16 protein-coding genes are annotated in these 16,251 nt (G+C 67.3%); 5 read left to right on the plus strand and 11 right to left on the minus strand.

Annotated elements, in window-relative coordinates; translation table 11 throughout:
- Positions 1–349: 349 nt before the first annotated feature.
- Positions 350–1,012: an HAD family hydrolase gene (locus ACQE3M_RS01110; RefSeq protein ID WP_430503623.1), complete on the minus strand. Its 663-nt coding sequence runs from the start codon at positions 1,010–1,012 to the stop codon at positions 350–352.
- Positions 1,013–1,085: 73 nt separating this feature from the next.
- Positions 1,086–1,484 carry a DUF7522 family protein gene (locus ACQE3M_RS01115; RefSeq protein ID WP_430503624.1) on the minus strand — a complete coding sequence of 133 codons (399 nt, stop codon included), beginning with the start codon at positions 1,482–1,484 and terminating at the stop codon, positions 1,086–1,088.
- 223 nt (positions 1,485–1,707) lie between these two features.
- Between ACQE3M_RS01115 and ACQE3M_RS01120 the strand changes: the two genes are divergently transcribed.
- Positions 1,708–2,172 carry a response regulator gene (locus ACQE3M_RS01120; protein ID WP_430503625.1) on the plus strand — a complete coding sequence of 155 codons (465 nt, stop codon included), beginning with the start codon at positions 1,708–1,710 and terminating at the stop codon, positions 2,170–2,172.
- Positions 2,173–2,200: 28 nt separating this feature from the next.
- Here the strand turns inward: ACQE3M_RS01120 and ACQE3M_RS01125 are convergent, their stop codons facing one another.
- A complete protein-coding gene (locus ACQE3M_RS01125) occupies positions 2,201–2,581 on the minus strand; it encodes a PadR family transcriptional regulator (protein WP_430503626.1) in 381 nt (126 codons plus the stop codon).
- Positions 2,582–2,744: 163 nt separating this feature from the next.
- Between ACQE3M_RS01125 and ACQE3M_RS01130 the strand changes: the two genes are divergently transcribed.
- Together ACQE3M_RS01130 and mutS are read left to right on the plus strand one after the other, a co-directional pair.
- Entirely contained in the window at positions 2,745–5,087 is a 2,343-nt protein-coding gene (locus tag ACQE3M_RS01130; RefSeq protein ID WP_430503627.1) for a DEAD/DEAH box helicase, read from the plus strand.
- 801 nt (positions 5,088–5,888) lie between these two features.
- On the plus strand, positions 5,889–8,645 hold the full coding sequence (mutS, locus tag ACQE3M_RS01135) for a DNA mismatch repair protein MutS (protein ID WP_430503628.1): 2,757 nt from the start codon (positions 5,889–5,891) through the stop codon (positions 8,643–8,645).
- A gap of 101 nt (positions 8,646–8,746) precedes the next feature.
- On the opposite strand, the gene ACQE3M_RS01140 is transcribed toward mutS, so the two are convergent.
- The 3 genes from ACQE3M_RS01140 to ACQE3M_RS01150 all read right to left on the minus strand — a co-directional run bounded on the left by ACQE3M_RS01140 (position 8,747) and on the right by ACQE3M_RS01150 (position 10,424).
- Entirely contained in the window at positions 8,747–9,415 is a 669-nt protein-coding gene (locus tag ACQE3M_RS01140; RefSeq protein WP_430503629.1) for a hypothetical protein, read from the minus strand.
- A gap of 45 nt (positions 9,416–9,460) precedes the next feature.
- The gene (locus ACQE3M_RS01145; RefSeq protein ID WP_430503630.1) at positions 9,461–10,096 is read right to left on the minus strand and encodes an AN1-type zinc finger domain-containing protein; all 636 of its coding nucleotides are present in this window, start codon (positions 10,094–10,096) and stop codon (positions 9,461–9,463) included.
- A gap of 100 nt (positions 10,097–10,196) precedes the next feature.
- Positions 10,197–10,424, minus strand: a complete 228-nt coding sequence (locus ACQE3M_RS01150; RefSeq protein WP_430503631.1) for a DUF7860 family protein — start codon at positions 10,422–10,424, stop codon at positions 10,197–10,199.
- A gap of 100 nt (positions 10,425–10,524) precedes the next feature.
- Here ACQE3M_RS01150 and ACQE3M_RS01155 point away from each other — a divergent pair, with 100 nt between their 5' ends.
- Entirely contained in the window at positions 10,525–10,788 is a 264-nt protein-coding gene (locus ACQE3M_RS01155; RefSeq protein WP_430503632.1) for a hypothetical protein, read from the plus strand.
- 21 nt (positions 10,789–10,809) lie between these two features.
- Here the strand turns inward: ACQE3M_RS01155 and prs are convergent, their stop codons facing one another.
- The 4 genes from prs to ACQE3M_RS01175 all read right to left on the minus strand — a co-directional run bounded on the left by prs (position 10,810) and on the right by ACQE3M_RS01175 (position 14,271).
- Positions 10,810–11,658 (minus strand): ribose-phosphate diphosphokinase, encoded by an 849-nt coding sequence (gene prs / locus ACQE3M_RS01160; RefSeq protein ID WP_430503633.1) that lies wholly within the window; start codon positions 11,656–11,658, stop codon positions 10,810–10,812.
- A 1,008-nt stretch (positions 11,659–12,666) separates the two neighbouring features.
- Entirely contained in the window at positions 12,667–13,566 is a 900-nt protein-coding gene (locus tag ACQE3M_RS01165; protein WP_430503634.1) for an HVO_0234 family beta-propeller protein, read from the minus strand.
- 81 nt (positions 13,567–13,647) lie between these two features.
- The gene (locus ACQE3M_RS01170; protein ID WP_430503635.1) at positions 13,648–13,827 is read right to left on the minus strand and encodes a hypothetical protein; all 180 of its coding nucleotides are present in this window, start codon (positions 13,825–13,827) and stop codon (positions 13,648–13,650) included.
- A gap of 144 nt (positions 13,828–13,971) precedes the next feature.
- Positions 13,972–14,271 (minus strand): hypothetical protein, encoded by a 300-nt coding sequence (locus ACQE3M_RS01175; RefSeq protein WP_430503636.1) that lies wholly within the window; start codon positions 14,269–14,271, stop codon positions 13,972–13,974.
- A 121-nt stretch (positions 14,272–14,392) separates the two neighbouring features.
- Between ACQE3M_RS01175 and ACQE3M_RS01180 the strand changes: the two genes are divergently transcribed.
- Positions 14,393–15,151, plus strand: a complete 759-nt coding sequence (locus ACQE3M_RS01180; RefSeq protein WP_430503637.1) for a DUF2267 domain-containing protein — start codon at positions 14,393–14,395, stop codon at positions 15,149–15,151.
- Positions 15,152–15,219: 68 nt separating this feature from the next.
- Here the strand turns inward: ACQE3M_RS01180 and ACQE3M_RS01185 are convergent, their stop codons facing one another.
- A complete protein-coding gene (locus tag ACQE3M_RS01185) occupies positions 15,220–15,720 on the minus strand; it encodes a DUF367 family protein (protein WP_430503638.1) in 501 nt (166 codons plus the stop codon).
- Positions 15,721–16,251 lie beyond the last annotated feature (531 nt).

The following is a 16,251-nucleotide window of genomic DNA, read 5'->3' on the forward strand; positions in this document are numbered from 1 at the left end:
GCGGTTGCCGTCGCGGTCGCGGTCCTGGCGGACTGAAAGGGCGCGGCCGGTCGCGCCACAGGGGAGTCGCTCCGACGACCCCTATCCGCGCGGGCTGTGCGGAGAGCGCGGATATGTCGCGGAGCGACCGCGAGCGGCCGAGGGCTTTCTGGGTGTTTGCGGTGCTGTCGAGAGCAAGACCGTTTCACCTGTTCAAACCTGCTTATAAAGAGCGGCCGAGGGCTTTCTGGGTGTTTGCGGTGCTGTCCAGCGCAGCAGCGTCTGCACCTGTCCAACTATTCGTTTATAAAGAGCGGTCGAACACGTCTGAGCAATCACCGGCCACCAAACCCGACCCAAGCACCACCGCTCAATCGTCCGCGAACTCCACGCCATCGCCTCGGAACTCGTCGAAGGACCGAAGCCGATAGTCGCCGAGCACGCAGCGGCCGCGCTCGCCGTGTCCCAGTCGCTCGACGTGGACGGCGTCGAGGCCGGCGTTCCAGGCGGCGCCGACGTCGCTCGCGCCGTCGCCGGCGAGGTAGCCGGCCGCGGCGTCGGGGTCGACGTCGAGGTCGGCCATCGCGCGTCGGACGGGCGAGGGGTCCGGCTTCCAGCCGGTTTCCGTCGTACAGCAGACGACGGTGTCGAAGTGGTCGTGCAGGTCCAGCTGCTCGAGGACGGGCGTCGTCAGGAACTCCTGACAGTGCGTCACGAGGCCCGTCGGCCCCTCCAGTTCGCTCAGGAGGCGGTCGGCGTCGTCGTGGAGGTAGGTCGCCTCCGCGCGGGCAGTTGGGTCCTCCACGTCGTGGAAGGCGTCCCAGAAGGGCTCGGGGTCGACGCCCCAGTCGCTGAGCGTCTCGTTGCGCGAGCCACCGAGCCCGTGCCAGATGATCCGGGCCTCCTCATCCGAGAACGGCCGGCCCAGCCGGTCACCGACCGCGTCGAACACCTCGCGGGTGTAGCTCCACTCCGCGTCGACGAGGGTGCCGTCGAGGTCGAAGAGGTGGAAGTCGTAGCTGTCGGCGACCATCGGGTTCAACGTAGCCGGCTGAGCGGCATGTGCTTTTCGGAGGCTCCGTCGTCGAGGACGGCAGGGAGCGACCCTACTCCGGCACCGCGAGGGCGGTGAAGTCGATGTCGTTGTCGATCATGTACTCGCGGAACTCGGCGACGACGGCCGGGAGGTCCTGGAGGATCCCGCGATCGAACGTAACGACGACGACCTCGTCCTCGATGAAGCCGGTGAACATCACCATTCGGTCGGCGACTTTGATGATCTGTGTCACCTCGCCGGCCTCCATGTGTTCCTCGTAGGACTCCTTGGCGACCAGCTCGTGGAGCTCCGAGTCGACGACGGCCGCCTTCCGGTCGGACCACTCGAGGTCCTCGCGCGCAAACAGCACGTCCTGCGTTCGCGTCTCCGGATCGACCTGGATGAAAAACCGGAGACGGTCCCCCACGTTAGAGACGATGATGTCCCGCATATCCTCGGCGTAGCTCATACCGCCATTACCGGTGCCTGCCGCAAAATACTACCCCGACTGGTCAGCAGCCTTAGATCACCGGTAAGGCGGGATTTTGAGGATACTGGTGAAAACAACTATTTTCCCACTGGACTCGTTCGTTTCGATTAACGAGAGATTTTGCACTGTGCGCCCGCTACAGGCTCACTGGCACTGCGGAGTGTGACTGTGCGCATTACGAAATCGGACTCGGTCCGAGATAATGTCCCGCACGCTTCGAACTACCCAACGCGACGATAGTAACACGGTCTTGCTAATTTGCGATGACGAAGACACAGTTCCCCGTGCGCGAGTAGCCTTCGAGAGCGCGGAGACGGACACCGCGCTCCAGCTCGCGCGGTCGCCCGAGGAGGCACTCGCTCGCCTGCGTGGCTGCGGCCAGTACGAGGGGGCCGCGTTGCCCGACCTCGTGCTGCTCGACCTCGATATGGCGGGCGAGAGCGCCTACGAGACGCTGGACGCGATCCGTGACGACCCCGGCCTCAAGCGGCTTCCCGTAATCGCGCTGACGACCTCGCCGGATCGCGAGGAGGTCGTTCGGAGCTACGAGGCGAAGGCCAACGCCTGCATGCGGAAGCCGACCGACGAGGAGTCGTTCGCCGAGGTGGTCGCTGTGGTCGACCGGTTCTGGCTACAGCGCGTCAGGCTCCCGCCGCTTTCGCGATAGCTCTTCCTCCCGGCGTGTGCCTCGGTGATCACGGACCGCGTTCGCCACTGCCGTCGACGTCGCCCTCGTCGCCAGCGCTGTCGACCTCCCCACCGTCGCCAGCGCTGTCGACGTCCCCACCGTCGCCATCGTCGCCTTCGATCCGCTCCGCCAGCCAGTCGTAGTGCTCGAGCAGCGCGCGCTCGCCGGCGTCGGTCAGTCGGTACAGGTCCGCGATCCCCTCGGTCCGGGACGCGACGAACCCGGCGTCCTCCAGCGATGCCAACATGGCCCGGAAGGACTGCGGGTCGATGCGCTCGTCGTAGTGCGACGTGAGCCGGTGCTTCAGCTGCTGGGGCCGGAGCTCGCCGGCGTCGTAGAGGATGGCACAGGTGTCGCGGCGGCGACCGCTGTGGAGCCACTTCGTCATGTCCGACCGTTCGCGTCCAGCACACTGTCGGTTTCGAAGGCGCGTCGCCGCCGTCGCGGCTACAGCACCCCCGTCCGCACCGTTGACCGGATGAGAAACGCCTTTCCCCCCGAGGCACCCGTGAGCATACGATGCGACGCAGGTTCCTCCGGAGTGGTCGACCGTGAAAGTCGCGGAGGCAGTCCCGGAGTTCGCCGAGGCGTTCGGGTTCGAGGAGTTCAACGAGATGCAGCGCGCGGCGTTGCCGGGCATCGTCGACTCCGACGCCAACGTCGTCGCGAGCGCGCCGACCGGCTCCGGCAAGACCGCTCTCGCCGAGCTCGCTATCTGCGAGACGCTGCGGGACGGCGGCACGGCGCTGTTCGTCGCCCCGCTCCGGGCGCTCACCAACGAGAAGGAGAGCGAGTGGGAACGCTTCGAGGACCTCGGCTACTCCGTCTACGTCGTCACCGGCGAGCGCGACCTCAACCCGCGCCGCGCCGAGCGCGCGGACATCCTCGTGATGACGCCGGAGAAGGCCGACTCCGCGACGCGGAAGCACGACACCGCCCGATACGGCTTCATCAACGACGTCGACTGCGTGGTGATCGACGAGGTCCACCTGCTCGACTCCGACCGCCGCGGCGGCGTCCTCGAGGTCGTCGTCTCGCGGCTCCGCCGGCTCTCGGACCCCCGCGTCGTCGCGCTGTCGGCGACGATGGCGAACATCGACGACGTGGCCGAGTGGCTCGACGCGCCGCCGGAGACGACCTTCGAGTTCGGCGACGAGTACCGCCCGGTCGACCTCGAGACGGGCGTGAAGACGTACAGCCACGGCGACAACGCCTTCGCCGACAAGTACCGCCGGCTCTACCGCGCGCTCGACCTCGCGGAGCCGCACGTCCGCGAGGACGGCCAGGCGCTCGTCTTCGTCTCCTCGCGGCAGGACACCGTGCAGGCCGCCAAGAAGGCCCGCGACGAGATCACCGACCGCGACATTCCCATCGACTCGCGGGGCGACTACGACTTCCACAACGAGGCGAAGGAGCTGACGAACGACACGCTCCGCCAGAGCGTCCTCGACGGCGTCGCCTTCCACCACGCCGGCCTCGCGAAGGAGGACCGCGACCGCGTCGAGGAGTGGTTCAAGGAGGGGAAGATCGCCTTCCTCTTCTCGACGTCGACGCTCGCGTGGGGCGTCAACCTCCCCGCGCGCTGCGTGGTCATCCGCGACACGAAGTACCACGACCCCCTCGAGGGCGAGACGGACATCTCGCCGCTGGACGTCCTCCAGATGCTCGGGCGCGCCGGGCGCCCCGGCTACGACGACGTCGGCTACGGCTGGGTCGTCTGTGACCGCGCGGACGCGGACAAGTACCGCACCCTGCTCCGGGAGGGCAAGGAGATCGAGTCCCGGCTCGCGGGCGACCTCGAGTCGCACCTCAACGCCGAGATCGCGATGGGCACGATCAGCGACCTCGACGACGTGATGGCGTGGCTCGAGACGACGTTCTACTACGTCCGCGCCCAGTCGCGCCCGGACGAATACGAGTTCGACAGCCTCCGCGACCGCGTGCGCGACACGCTCGAGGACCTCGTCGACGACGGGTTCGTCGAGACGGACGACCAGCTCGGCGTCGACCCGAGCCCCCTCGGTCGGCTCGCCTCGAAGTACTATCTCCGGCTCGACACGGCCCGCCGGTTCAAGCGACTCGCCGACCGTGACACGCTCACCGTCGACAGCATCCTCGAGACCGTCGCCGCCGCGGGGGAGTTCGACTCCGTCTCCGCCCGCTCCGCCGAGGCCGACGCCGTCGACCAGATCCTCGCCGGCAACGACACCGACCTGGAGGGCGGCCACCGCAAGGTGCTCGCCATCCTGATGGCCGGGATGGCCGACTCGATGCCTTCGGAACTCAGGTCCGACGCCTGGGTGATCCGCCAGAACGCGCTCCGCCTGCTCGCCGCCCTCGGCGAGTTCCTCGACCGCTTCGCGGGCCCGCGCGCGGCCAACCTCGCCACCCGCGTCGAGGCCCGCGTCGAGCACGGCGTCTCCCGAGAAGCCGTCGCCCTCACCGCTATCGACGGCGTCGGCGAGGGACGCGCCGAGCGCCTGGCGGACGCCGGCTGGACCACCCCGAGCGACGTCGTCGCCGCCGGCCCCGACAAGCTCGAGGCCGCCGGGATGGCCGGCGGCGTCGCGAGCCGCGTCGTCGAGGCCGCGAAGGACCTCCCGCAGATCGGCGTCGACTGGGGCGACTTCCCCGAGGCCGTCGCCGTCGGGGAGAACGAGATGTGCGAGGTGAGCGTCCACAACGACGGCGACGGCGCGCAGACCGGCATCCGGGTAACCGTCAACGACGTCGAGATGAACCAGAAGTCCGTGTACCTCGACGGCGAGACGACGGTCCCGGTCGGCGTCTTCGGTACGCCCGAGGCCGACGAACTCGAGTTCACCGTCGAGGTCACGTTCCCCTCGCTGCCGCTCTTGCCCGTGCGGGCGTCGCGACACGTCGACGTAGAGTGAGCGATGTCGGGTTTCTTGAGACGAAATTCGGTTACCGGACGTTTGTGCTTATAAATAAAGGCGGCTGTCGCTGCTCGCACCACCACTCGGCACACCCAGAAAGCCCCAGCCGCTGACCGGTCGCGCTGCTCGCTGCGCTCCTCACCCGGCTCGCTCACTGCGTTCGCTCGCCGAGTTGTGGTGCTTGCTTCGCAGGGCGTCCCGCTCAGCGGCTGCCCCTTTCAGTCCCGCCCGGGAGTGGTGGCCGGGCGTCGCACGCGGCGGTCACCGGGCCAACGTCGTATGCCGGACAGCCGGCGCGCGGTGCAGTTGCGGTTGCGGTGCTCTCGCTGTCGCGGTTGCGGTACTCTCCTGGCGGACTGAAAGGGCGACGGCCGGTCGCGCCGGAGGGGAGTCGCTGAGTCGACCCCTATCCGCGCCGGGCGGTGCGGAGAGGCGCGGATATGTCGCTTCGCGAGAAATCGAAGATTTCTCGGAGCCCGAAAATCTCCGATTTTCGAGGACAGCGACCGCGAGCGGCCGAGGGCTTTCTGGGTGTTTGCGGTACTGTCGAGAGCGAGACCGTATCATCTGTTCAAATATGCTTATAAAGAGCGGCCGAGGGCTTTCACGGAGTTGGTGGTGCTGTCAATCGCAACAGCGCCTGCACCTGCGCATCCAGTTTATAAGCAAGAGCGGCCGAGAGCTCAGGGAGAGGAACCGTTGCTGTCGAACATAAGACCGTACACCTACACCAAAACCACCCCGTCGAACAACTCCGACCCACAGGGTTTTAGCGACTGACAGCAGGAGTATCCAGTAATGGCTCAAGGGATCGTCGAGGAGTTTCTCAGCTTGAAGGAGGAGACCGACGCCGACCTCCTCACGATGCAGTGTGGCGATTTCTACGAGTTCTTCGCCGAGGACGCCGAGACCGTCGGCCAGGAGCTCGACCTGAAGATCTCCGAGAAGTCCTCCCACGGCGCCTCGTATCCGATGGCCGGCGTCCCCATCGACGACCTCACGCCGTACTTAAAAGCGCTCGTCGAGCGCGGCTACCGCGTCGCCGTCGCCGACCAGTACGAGACCGAGGACGGCCACGCGCGGGAGATAACGCGCGTGGTCACGCCCGGGACGCTGCTGGAGACGACCGACGACGACGCACAGTATCTCGCGGCGATCGTTCGCGACGGCTCCGGCTCCGGTTCCGATACCTCCTCCGAAACCGACGCTGACGGCCCGCTCGGCCTCGCCTTCGCGGACGTGACGACGGGCCGCTTCCTCGTCACCGAGGTCGACTCCGTCGGCGACGCCCGCGCGGAGCTGTACCGGTTCGGCCCGGTCGAGGCGCTCCCGGGACCGGCCGTGCGCAACGACGACGACCTGCTGGCCGCGCTCCGGGAGGAGGTCGGCGCATCGCTCTCGCTCCACGACGCCGAGGCGTTCGCGCCCGGCCGCGCGAAACACGCCGTCCGGGAGCAGTTCGGGAAGGAGACGGCCGACAGCATCGGCATCGACTCCGAACTGGCGCTCCGGGCCGCCGGGGCCGTACTCGCGTACGTCGAGGAGACCGGTGCGGGCGTGATGGCGTCGATGACCCGCCTCACGGCCTACGGCGCGGAGGACCACGTCGAACTCGACGCGACCACCCAGCGCAACCTCGAGCTGACGGAGCCGATGAGCGGCGACGGCGAGGGCTCGCTCGTGGACACCATCGATCACACCGTGACGAGCCCCGGCGGACGCCTGCTTCGCGAGTGGGTGACGCGCCCGCGACGCTCGCAGACCGAACTCGACGACCGGCTCGACGCCGTCGAGGCGCTGGCGTCCGCGGCGCTCGCGCGGGACCGACTTCGCGAGACGCTCGAGGGCGGGGCCGACCTCGAGCGCCTCGCTGCACGGGCGACGAGCGGGAGCGCGGGCGCGAGACAGCTCCTCTCGATCCGCGACACGCTCGGGCTCCTGCCCGCGCTCGAGGACGCCATCGAGAACACCCCCCTCGCTGACTCGCCGGTCGCCGACGTGCTCTCGCGGCCCGACCGCGACGCAGCCCGGCGGATCCACGACGAGATCGACGACGCGCTCGCCGAGGACCCGCCGAGCACGAAGACCCAGGGTGGGCTCTTCCAGACGGGGTACGACCCCGATCTCGACGAGATCATCGAGGACCACGAGGAGGCGAAGCAGTGGCTCGACACGCTCGCGGAGCGCGAGAAGCGCCAGCACGGGCTCTCGCACGTCACCGTCGACCGCAACAAGACGGACGGCTACTACATCCAGGTCGGCAAGTCCGTCGCCGACCAGGTGCCCGCACACTACCAGGAAATAAAGACCCTCAAGAACTCGAAGCGGTTCGTCACCGACGAGCTCCAGGAGCGGGAACGCGAGATCCTCCGGCTGGAGGAGGCCCGCGGCGACCTGGAGTACGAGCTCTTCGAGGAGCTGCGCGAGCGCGTCGCCGCGGACGCCGAACTGCTCCAGAACGTCGGCCGCGTCGTCGCGGAGCTGGACGCCCTCTGCTCGCTGGCCGAACACGCCGCGGCCAACGACTGGACGCGCCCGGAGCTGACCGAGCCCGGGCCCCTGGAGATCGAGGCCGGCCGGCACCCGGTCGTCGAGCAGACGACGGACTTCGTCCCGAACGACCTGGAGATGGATCGCGAGCGCGGCTTCCTCATCGTCACCGGCCCGAACATGAGCGGCAAGTCGACGTACATGCGCCAGGCAGCGCTCATCACGCTGCTGGCGCAGATCGGGTCGTTCGTCCCCGCCCGCTCGGCGAAAATCGGCCTCGTCGACGGCATCTACACCCGCGTCGGCGCGCTCGACGAGCTCGCGCAGGGCCGGTCGACGTTCATGGTCGAGATGCAGGAGCTCTCGAACATCCTCCACTCCGCGACCGCGGACTCGCTGGTCATCCTCGACGAGGTCGGCCGCGGGACCGCGACGTACGACGGCATCTCCATCGCGTGGGCCGCGACGGAGTACCTGCACAACGAGGTCCGCGCGAAGACGCTGTTCGCGACCCACTACCACGAGCTCACATCGCTGGCGGACCACCTTCCACGCGTCGCGAACGTCCACATCGCGGCCGACGAGCGCGACGGCGACGTCACCTTCCTCCGGACGGTCCAGGAGGGCGCCACCGACCGCTCGTACGGCATCCACGTCGCGGACCTCGCCGGCGTCCCGCAGCCGGTCGTCGACCGCGCGGACGGCGTCCTCGACCGCCTCCGCGAGGAGAAGGCGATCGAGGCGCGAGGAAGCGGCGGCGACGACGGAACCACGCAGGCCGTCTTCGACCTCTCCTCGGGCTCGTTCGAAACTGACACCGGCACCGCGAATCCCGGCGATGGGTCGCTGGCACCGGCGGAAAGCGATCCCTCCAGCGCCCAGGCCGACGCGACCGCTGATGGGTCCGGGCTGCAAGGCGGGACCGAAGCTCCCCGGCCGGATCCGGAGACCAAGGCCGTTCTGGAGGAGCTCGAGAGCGTCGACGTCACCGAGACGCCGCCGGTCGAGTTGCTGTCGAAGGTGCAGGAGTGGCAGGAGACGCTCGCGGAAGACGGAGATGAATAGGCGGCTTAGTTAGGCCGGGTGCGAGCGATTAGCCGTATCCCGTGTCTCGTTCAAGTCTCGAAAGTCGTTATTCGAGTATCTCTGTGTGCGTTTTTGGGATATTACGGCGGGGAGTTTCGCGCCAACCAGGCGAGGATCGCTCCGAGTACAGTGCCTGTCGTTGCCACAGCGAGTAATGGCCCCACCGACTGAAGCACTGCTACCCCACCAATGATAACCAGCAACCCGATGCCGATGACACCGCCAAGCGAAACTACTCCGAAGATCGGCAGGTTTCCCGTGAGATATTGGGCAAGCGTAGCTCCGATAAACAGAGTAGAGCAGAGAACACCCCCGACCAATACGATTGCGGCGACACCCGGTTGAGCTTCCGACACCACAAACGCGAGAAGCCCAGCACCCAGGTAACCGAGCAGTAGTGACGAGCTATTCTGCAACAGGTACCAGAGGCGTTCGGTGTAATTCACAGTCTCGACCACGAGAACACCCCCGAGCACTGTGAGCAATAGCGGAAGCACTCGGAGACTGTGAAGTAATGGCAACTGTTTGATTAGGTCGACTTCGGTGAAGGCAGCCCCTAATCCTCCGACGTGAATACCTGATATCTTCACGAAGTGGGCACTCAAATACACCCATAAAGTAACCTTCCATCGAGAATACTCGGCGAGAAGGTCGGCCGGCGTGAGAAGATACGTAGCTGCCCATCCCACGAGAAACGTAGAAGCTCCGATGATGCTTCCATAGACGAGTTGACGTTGGCGTACCCTCATCGGTCGCGTGACGTGTTGGCAGTATAATAATGTCTACCCTTTGATTTAGATCTGAGAAAAGACGAATACGACTACAGCGGACACGAGGATAATTACGATGAGGAGTCCGAGGCCAAACCGGAGACTGCTTCTCCCATTATTTACTGATTCCCCGTATTCCGTTGATTCAACACCTCTATCAATACTTCCATCGAGGTTGACATCCGGCGATGAGTCGAACTCCGGATCGGGTGTGCTTGAGTAGACGACCGGATCGACCGTATCGTATGCGACCGACTGGTCTTCCTCGTACCTGTCTAAGTCAGGAACGCCCTGATCCGAAACGTAATTTGCTACCTCATCGGGGCTGTTGTCGCTATCCGGGACGTTTCCGACCTCGTCGAGAATCCTTTCCGGAGATGCAGTACCGCTCGGATGTATGTCCAAATCTGTCCGGCGAGCCAGTTTCAGCCCGAGGCAGTCGTGCGTCTCGGGCAGTCGATGATCGGAACAGTGGCGGAGCCCGCAAAAGTTACACTCGAAGTAGTTACGCGGGATTTCGTCCGAACAGTACTCACAGGTCTTATTTTGAGTCATCCGCTGGAACCGGGAATGGATATACTCCTGTGACCCATTTATAAATATTCTGTCGAGATGATGAGAAGCCCGTTCTGGTGGTTCTACGGCTATCCAGTTGAACACGCGGGAATGGAGAACTCTGATCCCGCACGATCACTAATAAAAGCCGACGAACGTTCCGCCAGCAAAGAGATCGAAGTGATGCGAGTTCGCTGGTGCCCGCCTACTCGGTCAGCGGCAGCGCCACGCCGAAGAGAAGCACCGAGAGCAGCGCCAGCAGCGGGCCGAGGAACTCCATGCCCAGGAACACCGATTCGAGCGTCGGCGTGATGCTCCCGGTCGCCTGGAGCCCGTACTCCGCGAGCGCGCCGACCGCGAACAGCACTGCGCCGGCGACGACGCCGGTTTTGGTCAGTCGTCCGTATTCGAGATCGCCGTAGCGTCCTGCCATGCAAGGGCGTCGGACCGGCGAGGGTTGAAATCCTTTTGGTCCGCGACCCGAAGCCCCGGGTTTCGAAAGGTAGACAATGCTGGCCCGGCCGCTCGAGGGTATGGACGAAGCCGTTCCCGCGTCGGCCGCGGAGATCGTCGAACTGGTCGCCTGGGCGCTGGGGACCGGGCTGTTCTCGATCACCGGTCTCCGGCTGGAGGAGTTCGCGCTCGGCGCCGTGACGACCGGACACTTCGTGATGGGTGCGTGGTACCTCGGCGTCGGCTGCATCGCGCTGTACGTCGGAACGTACCTGATGGGGTACCGGGAGCTGCTCCCGCGAATTCGGAGCCGGGGAACTATCGACCCTGAGGAGACGGCCTGAGCGGTTCGGACGCCGTCGTCCTCAGAGTGCGTCGGCGACGGCGGCCGCGACGGACACGCAGCTGCACTCCCGCTCGACGGTGTCGGTACCGACGATCCGCTCGACGCCGGCGTTCCGGAGCTTCGTGGCCGCGTTGCGGACGAGCATGGGGTGGACACACGCCGCGAAGAGGCGGTCGGCGTCGCGGGCTTCGAGGACGCCGATCGCCTCGCTCATCGTCGAGCCCGTGGCGATGATGTCGTCGACGACGACGACGTCTCGCCCCTGGACCGTCGCGTCCGACGGCTCGATCTCGACCGCGCCGGTGTCGCGGTCGCGGTGCTTCTCGAAGTAGTCCGTGTCGCCGGCGCCGTAGGCCTCGCTGACGGTCTCGGCGAGCCCGACCGCGCTCTCGTCCGGGGCGAGAAACAGCGGGTCGTCGAGGGCCGGGAGGGGGGCCGCGAGCACGCCGGCGGCGTCGACGTGGTCGACCGGGACGTCGTAGCAGTCCGCGACGTCCGGTTCGTGGGGGTTCACGAGCACGACGCGGTCCGTCCCCGTCGAGACCGCGCGGGCCATCGCGCGGGCGGACACCGGCTGGCCCTGCTTGAACGCCTGGTCCTGGCGCGCATAGCCCATGTACGGGATGACGGTCGTGATCTCCGTTGCGCCGGCCTCGCGGACGGCGTCCTGGAGCTGGAGCAGTTCGACCCATGCCTCGTCGCCCGTCGTCGAGCAGACGATCGTTGCCGAGTCGCCCGCGAAGTCGGGCACGGCGGCGAGCTGTTCACCGTCCGGGAACCGGTCGTACGTCGGCGTCGCGAGCGCCTCGCCGGTCGCCTCGGCGAGCGCCGCCGCGAGCGCCTGGGACCCCGAGCCGGGGATAATCATACGCGTTCATTCCGCGACCGCCGTTATACGCGTTTCCTTACTGATCGGGAGTCGTCCGGGGTGGCTGGGTTTCGGGATCCCGTTGGAGTCGACCTGATGTGATTCGCAACCGAGTAACCTTCCGAACTGAGCGGCCTGCTGCAGACGCTGCTCCTCTCGACGCCAACGTGAACTCCTCGAAAGCCCTCAGCCGCTCTTTATTAATCGGTTTAAATAGGTGGCACGGACTTGCTCTCGACAGCACCGCAAATATCCAGAAAGCCCTCGGCCACTCGCTTTGCGTTGGTTGGAGCTGGTGATACGTTCTGGCTCTCGACAGCACCGCAAACACCCAGAAAGCCCTCGGCCGCTCGCGGTCGCTCCGCGACATATTCGCGGCTCTCCGCATCGCCCGCCGCGAATAGGGGTCGTCGGAGCGACTCCGTTACACCGCGACCGGCCGTCGCCCTTTCAGTCCGCCAGGACCGCCACAGCACCGCAACCGCGACCGCGACAGCACCGCAACCGCAGTTCCTCAGCCCTCCCCAGCCTCGGCCGGGGCGCGCCGGCCCCGCACCGCGCGGCGCGCCACCGGCCTCCCTCGCACGCGTTGCTCGCGCGCGCCGACCGCCCTGCAACGCACGCCGGACAGCCGGCGAGCGGCGACCGCCATAGAACCGCCGCGAGCGACGCGCCGGCCACCACTCCGGGGTGGGACTGAAAGGGGCAGCCGCTGAGCGGGACGCCCTGCGACGTAAGCACCGCAATCCCGGCGAATGAGCGACCGAAGGGAGCGAGTGAGCCGGGTGAGGAGCGCAGCGAGCAGCGCGACCGCTCAGCGGCTGGGGCTTTCCAGGCGTGCCGAGTGGTGTCGCCCGCGACGAGGAGCGAGCGTATTTATAAGCGCAATCGCCTCAACAGCTGGGGCTTTCTGGGCATGCTGAGTGGTCTCGCCGGCGACGATCCATTCACCAACACACGTTCAAAGGGGGTTGGCCTCGCTACCCCGCTCAAGGACGCTACCCGTACTTAGTCCACGCGCGTCGCAGCGATCCCTTCCACGTCGCGTGCGCCGATGACCTGATGCCGCCAGCCGTCGCCGGCGTCGACGCAGAGCGTTCCCGCCTCGGTGACCGCGAGGGCGACGCCGGGGCCGTAGCCCGCGGCGACGACCCGCTCGTCGACCGGGAGCGCAGCGAGGGCCCACGAGTCCGGTCCCCAGGCGTCGCCGGCGTGGCGGTAGAACCCCGCCTCCGTCGACGCGAGCGCGTGCCCCTCGCCGTCGGCGGCGACGACGGCCGCGGCCTCGGGTCGGGCGTCCATCCAGCCGTTGCCGAGGTAGTAGAGCCCGTCGGCGGTCGCGGCGAGCGGCACGCCGGCGCCGGCGACGTCGCGGACGTCCGCGAGTCCGACGTTCGAGAGGCTGGCGGCGTCGGGGTCGTCGCCGACGACGCGGTGAACGCCGTCCGCCGCGGCGACGAGGGGGGCGTCGACGGCGCGCGGGTCGTCGACGTTCCCGATGCGGTCGATGCGACGTTCGTCCCCGCCGGCCCCCACGACTGACACCGCGCCGTCCTCGCCGGCGACGAGGAAGCCGCTATTGTGGTCGTCGACGGCGGCGGCCGGGCCGACGCCCGCATCCGTCAGGTCGAGTTCGTCGCCGGCGACGTGGTCGTCCCCGGTGGTGAGATTGCCGACGCGCAGGTCCTCGTCGGTCGCGACCGCGATCCGGTCGGGGGCGTCGCGCCGGGGGCTGACGGCGACGTCGCGGACGGTCCCGCGGCTGACCATGGTGAATTCGCCGATCTTGTCGCCGGAGAGAGCGACGCGGACGAGCCCGAGCCCGCTCGCGACGAACACGTCAGTGCGACCGGCGGAGCCGGCGTACACGCGCTTCTCCTCGATCGAGATGTCGTCCTCGGCGGGCATGTGTTGACGGTGAGGGACGCGCTCACAAAAGGGTTCGAACTGGCGGCTCGGCTCGCGACCGTCGGGCGCGGCGAGGCTCCGTCAGCGACCGGTCGGTTTCGCGACGAGGAACGTCTTCCCGCCGCGGCGTTCGAGGTACAGTTCCGCGTCGTCGAGCTGGTTTGCCTCCGCGCGGGCCTCGATGCGCGCGGCGGCGCAATCGGTGACGTCGAGCCGGGTCGGCGCGGCGAACTGCGGCGTCGGGGCGGTTCGAGCGTTCATACCTACAGGGTGGACAGGTTCCCACTTGTAGGTCAGCCGTACCCGGAGTGAAAGTGAAAGTAAGGGACAGCGACGGCCTCGGCGGCGTTTTCGGTTCGGCGCGAGCAATCGGGGGCGGCGTGCGCGCGTACCCCGGACCGGCCCTCAGCGGTCGACGCCGGCTTCCTCGTCGTTCTCGACGATGCGGACGGTGAACCGCTGGTAGCCGCCGTGGGCGGTGTCGAGCGCGCCCATCCACCAGTTCCAGCGCTCGACGAGCGAGGAGTCCTCGGGGGCGTCCGCGAGGTGCTCCAGTACGTCCGGCACCGTCAGCGCGTGGCCCCGGTCGCGTTTCGGCTTCCCGGAGTCGGAGAGGTCGCGCGCCTCGCGCGCGACCACCCGCCGCTCCGCGGCCGTCCCGCCGAACTCCTCCTCGAGCGCTCGTTCGAGACGCGTTGCGTCCATACTACGGATATGGGCCGGAGCCTTTTGAGTGTGAAGGTGTGTCATGCGTCTGTCGGCCGTTCTCCGGGCGTTTATAACGGCCATCGCCCTTTTTACCGCGCCCATCGCCGGTTCACTCGGTATGAGCGAGCAGGAGTTCCGCAAACTAGTGGCGAACGCGGCGCCGTTCGACTCCGAGGAGCAGGCCGACCGCGTCGCGCGCGCGGCGCTGTCGCGACTCGGGAAGAACCTCTCCGAGGGTGAGGCCTTCGACCTCGCGGAGCACCTCCCGCAGCCGTATGCGAGCGCAGTCCACGAGGTCGACGACCGCCATCGGTCGCCCGAGTCGCTGGGTGACTACGTCGACGCCGTCGCCGACGAGGTCGGGCACCTCGAGGAACCGGAGGCGACGCTTCGGGGCGTCTTCGCCGCCGTCGCCGAGTACGTCGGCGAGGACGAGCTCGCGAACGCACGCGCTCAGCTCCCGTCGGAGTACGGCGCCATCGTCGCCGGCGGCGAGGTCCCGGTCGAGGAGACGTTCCTCGATGCCGTCCGCGCCGAGACGTCCCTCGGCGGCGAGGAGCGCGACGCCGCGCAGGCGACGCTGGAGGTCCTCGGCGAGCGACTCACGCGCGGCGAGGCGGAGGACGTCGCGGCGTTCCTCCACGGCCGGGCGACCCAGTGGCTCGTCGACTACGAGGACCCAGCCGCGGGCGACTTCGGGCCGGACGAGTTCGTCGAGCGCGTCGCCGCGCGCACGGACGTCCCCGAATCGACCGCTGAGACGTACGTGGAGGAGGTCTCGGGGACCTTAGAGCGCGTCGTGCCCGACGACGAACTCGACCGCGCGACGGCCCAGATCCCCGACGAGTACGGCAAAATACTGACGTTCGTCGACTGAACGGCGCGGTTTTAATTTAAAAGGGAAGGAGCGTAGAGAGCGGAGCCTCGCCTCGCTTCCGGGTCGCGCTAGCGATCCAGGTACTCCTGCTGGATCTCGATGATCTCGCTCGAGTCCTCGCATTCGGCGTAGCGCCGGAGCGGCTCCTCGTTGAGCTCGGAGAACGTCTCGCCCCAGGTGAACTTGCCCAGGATCTCGTCGGCCTGCTCCGGCTCGCCCAGGATGTGGAGGCCGGCGGCGAACGCCTCGACGGTCGTCAGCTCCATCGGCCGGCCGAAGTTGACCGGATTCGCGGCGACGAGGTACGGGAGCGCCCGGTGTTCGCCCCGCATCGAGAACTGCTTCTCGCCGGCGGACTCCCACGAGCAGTCGAGCGCGACGAGCCCCCGCTCGCGGGCCAGCTCCGCGTCGGCCGGCGAGAGCGCCTGTTCGGCGTGCGGGTTCAGGACGACGCCGCCCGGGGTCGCGCGGTCCGAGCGATGCAGCTCCGCGAGGTCGAACCGCGAGAGCTTCCGCGCCGTACACTTGTCGGGGTCGTCGTCACCCTCGTACCTGACGTGCAGATCCACTATTGGCGGCTGTAGGTTCGTGCCGGATTTAAGAAGCCCGGACTGCCTGATGGGTCATTAGTTGGGCTGATTTGGGTTCTGTTACTGCGATGGCTTCGCAGACCCATTGGAATTCTTTGGTCGTTCTTTATATTGGTTTAAAAAGGTAATACGGACTTGCTCTTGACAGCACCGCAACCACCCAGAAAGCCCTCGGCCGCTCTTGCTTATAAACCGGAAGTTCAGGTGCAGACGCTGCTGAGCTTAACAGCACCGCAAACGTCCAGAAAGCCCTCGGCCGCTCGCGGTCGCTGAGCAGGATATCTGGACCTCTCCGCACCGCCCGGTCCAGATAGTGCCTGTCTCAGCGACTCCGTTACACCGCGACCGGCCGTCGCCCTTTCAGTCCACCAGGACCGCAACCGCGACAGCGACGGCAACGCGACCGCGACACCACCGCGATTCCTCAGCCCTCCCCAGCCTCGGTCGGGGCGCGCCGGCCACGCACCGCGCGGCGCGCCCCGCCCTCCCTCGCACGCGTTGCTCGCGCGC

The organism is Halosubterraneus shenae, from assembly GCF_050510935.1.
Classification (GTDB): domain Archaea; phylum Halobacteriota; class Halobacteria; order Halobacteriales; family Haloferacaceae; genus JBDGPU01.

What these genes read in the sequence shown, in the direction of transcription:
- ACQE3M_RS01170 (WP_430503635.1), bottom strand. Translation starts at nt 13,827, where the DNA reads ATGAACGCTCGAACCGCCCCGACGCCGCAGTTCGCCGCGCCGACCCGG.
- ACQE3M_RS01115 (WP_430503624.1), bottom strand. Translation starts at nt 1,484, where the DNA reads ATGAGCTACGCCGAGGATATGCGGGACATCATCGTCTCTAACGTGGGG.
- prs (WP_430503633.1), bottom strand. Translation starts at nt 11,658, where the DNA reads ATGATTATCCCCGGCTCGGGGTCCCAGGCGCTCGCGGCGGCGCTCGCC.
- ACQE3M_RS01180 (WP_430503637.1), top strand. Translation starts at nt 14,393, where the DNA reads ATGAGCGAGCAGGAGTTCCGCAAACTAGTGGCGAACGCGGCGCCGTTC.
- ACQE3M_RS01150 (WP_430503631.1), bottom strand. Translation starts at nt 10,424, where the DNA reads ATGGCAGGACGCTACGGCGATCTCGAATACGGACGACTGACCAAAACC.
- ACQE3M_RS01140 (WP_430503629.1), bottom strand. Translation starts at nt 9,415, where the DNA reads ATGAGGGTACGCCAACGTCAACTCGTCTATGGAAGCATCATCGGAGCT.
- mutS (WP_430503628.1), top strand. Translation starts at nt 5,889, where the DNA reads ATGGCTCAAGGGATCGTCGAGGAGTTTCTCAGCTTGAAGGAGGAGACC.
- ACQE3M_RS01120 (WP_430503625.1), top strand. Translation starts at nt 1,708, where the DNA reads ATGTCCCGCACGCTTCGAACTACCCAACGCGACGATAGTAACACGGTC.
- ACQE3M_RS01165 (WP_430503634.1), bottom strand. Translation starts at nt 13,566, where the DNA reads ATGCCCGCCGAGGACGACATCTCGATCGAGGAGAAGCGCGTGTACGCC.
- ACQE3M_RS01155 (WP_430503632.1), top strand. Translation starts at nt 10,525, where the DNA reads ATGGACGAAGCCGTTCCCGCGTCGGCCGCGGAGATCGTCGAACTGGTC.
- ACQE3M_RS01125 (WP_430503626.1), bottom strand. Translation starts at nt 2,581, where the DNA reads ATGACGAAGTGGCTCCACAGCGGTCGCCGCCGCGACACCTGTGCCATC.
- ACQE3M_RS01110 (WP_430503623.1), bottom strand. Translation starts at nt 1,012, where the DNA reads ATGGTCGCCGACAGCTACGACTTCCACCTCTTCGACCTCGACGGCACC.
- ACQE3M_RS01175 (WP_430503636.1), bottom strand. Translation starts at nt 14,271, where the DNA reads ATGGACGCAACGCGTCTCGAACGAGCGCTCGAGGAGGAGTTCGGCGGG.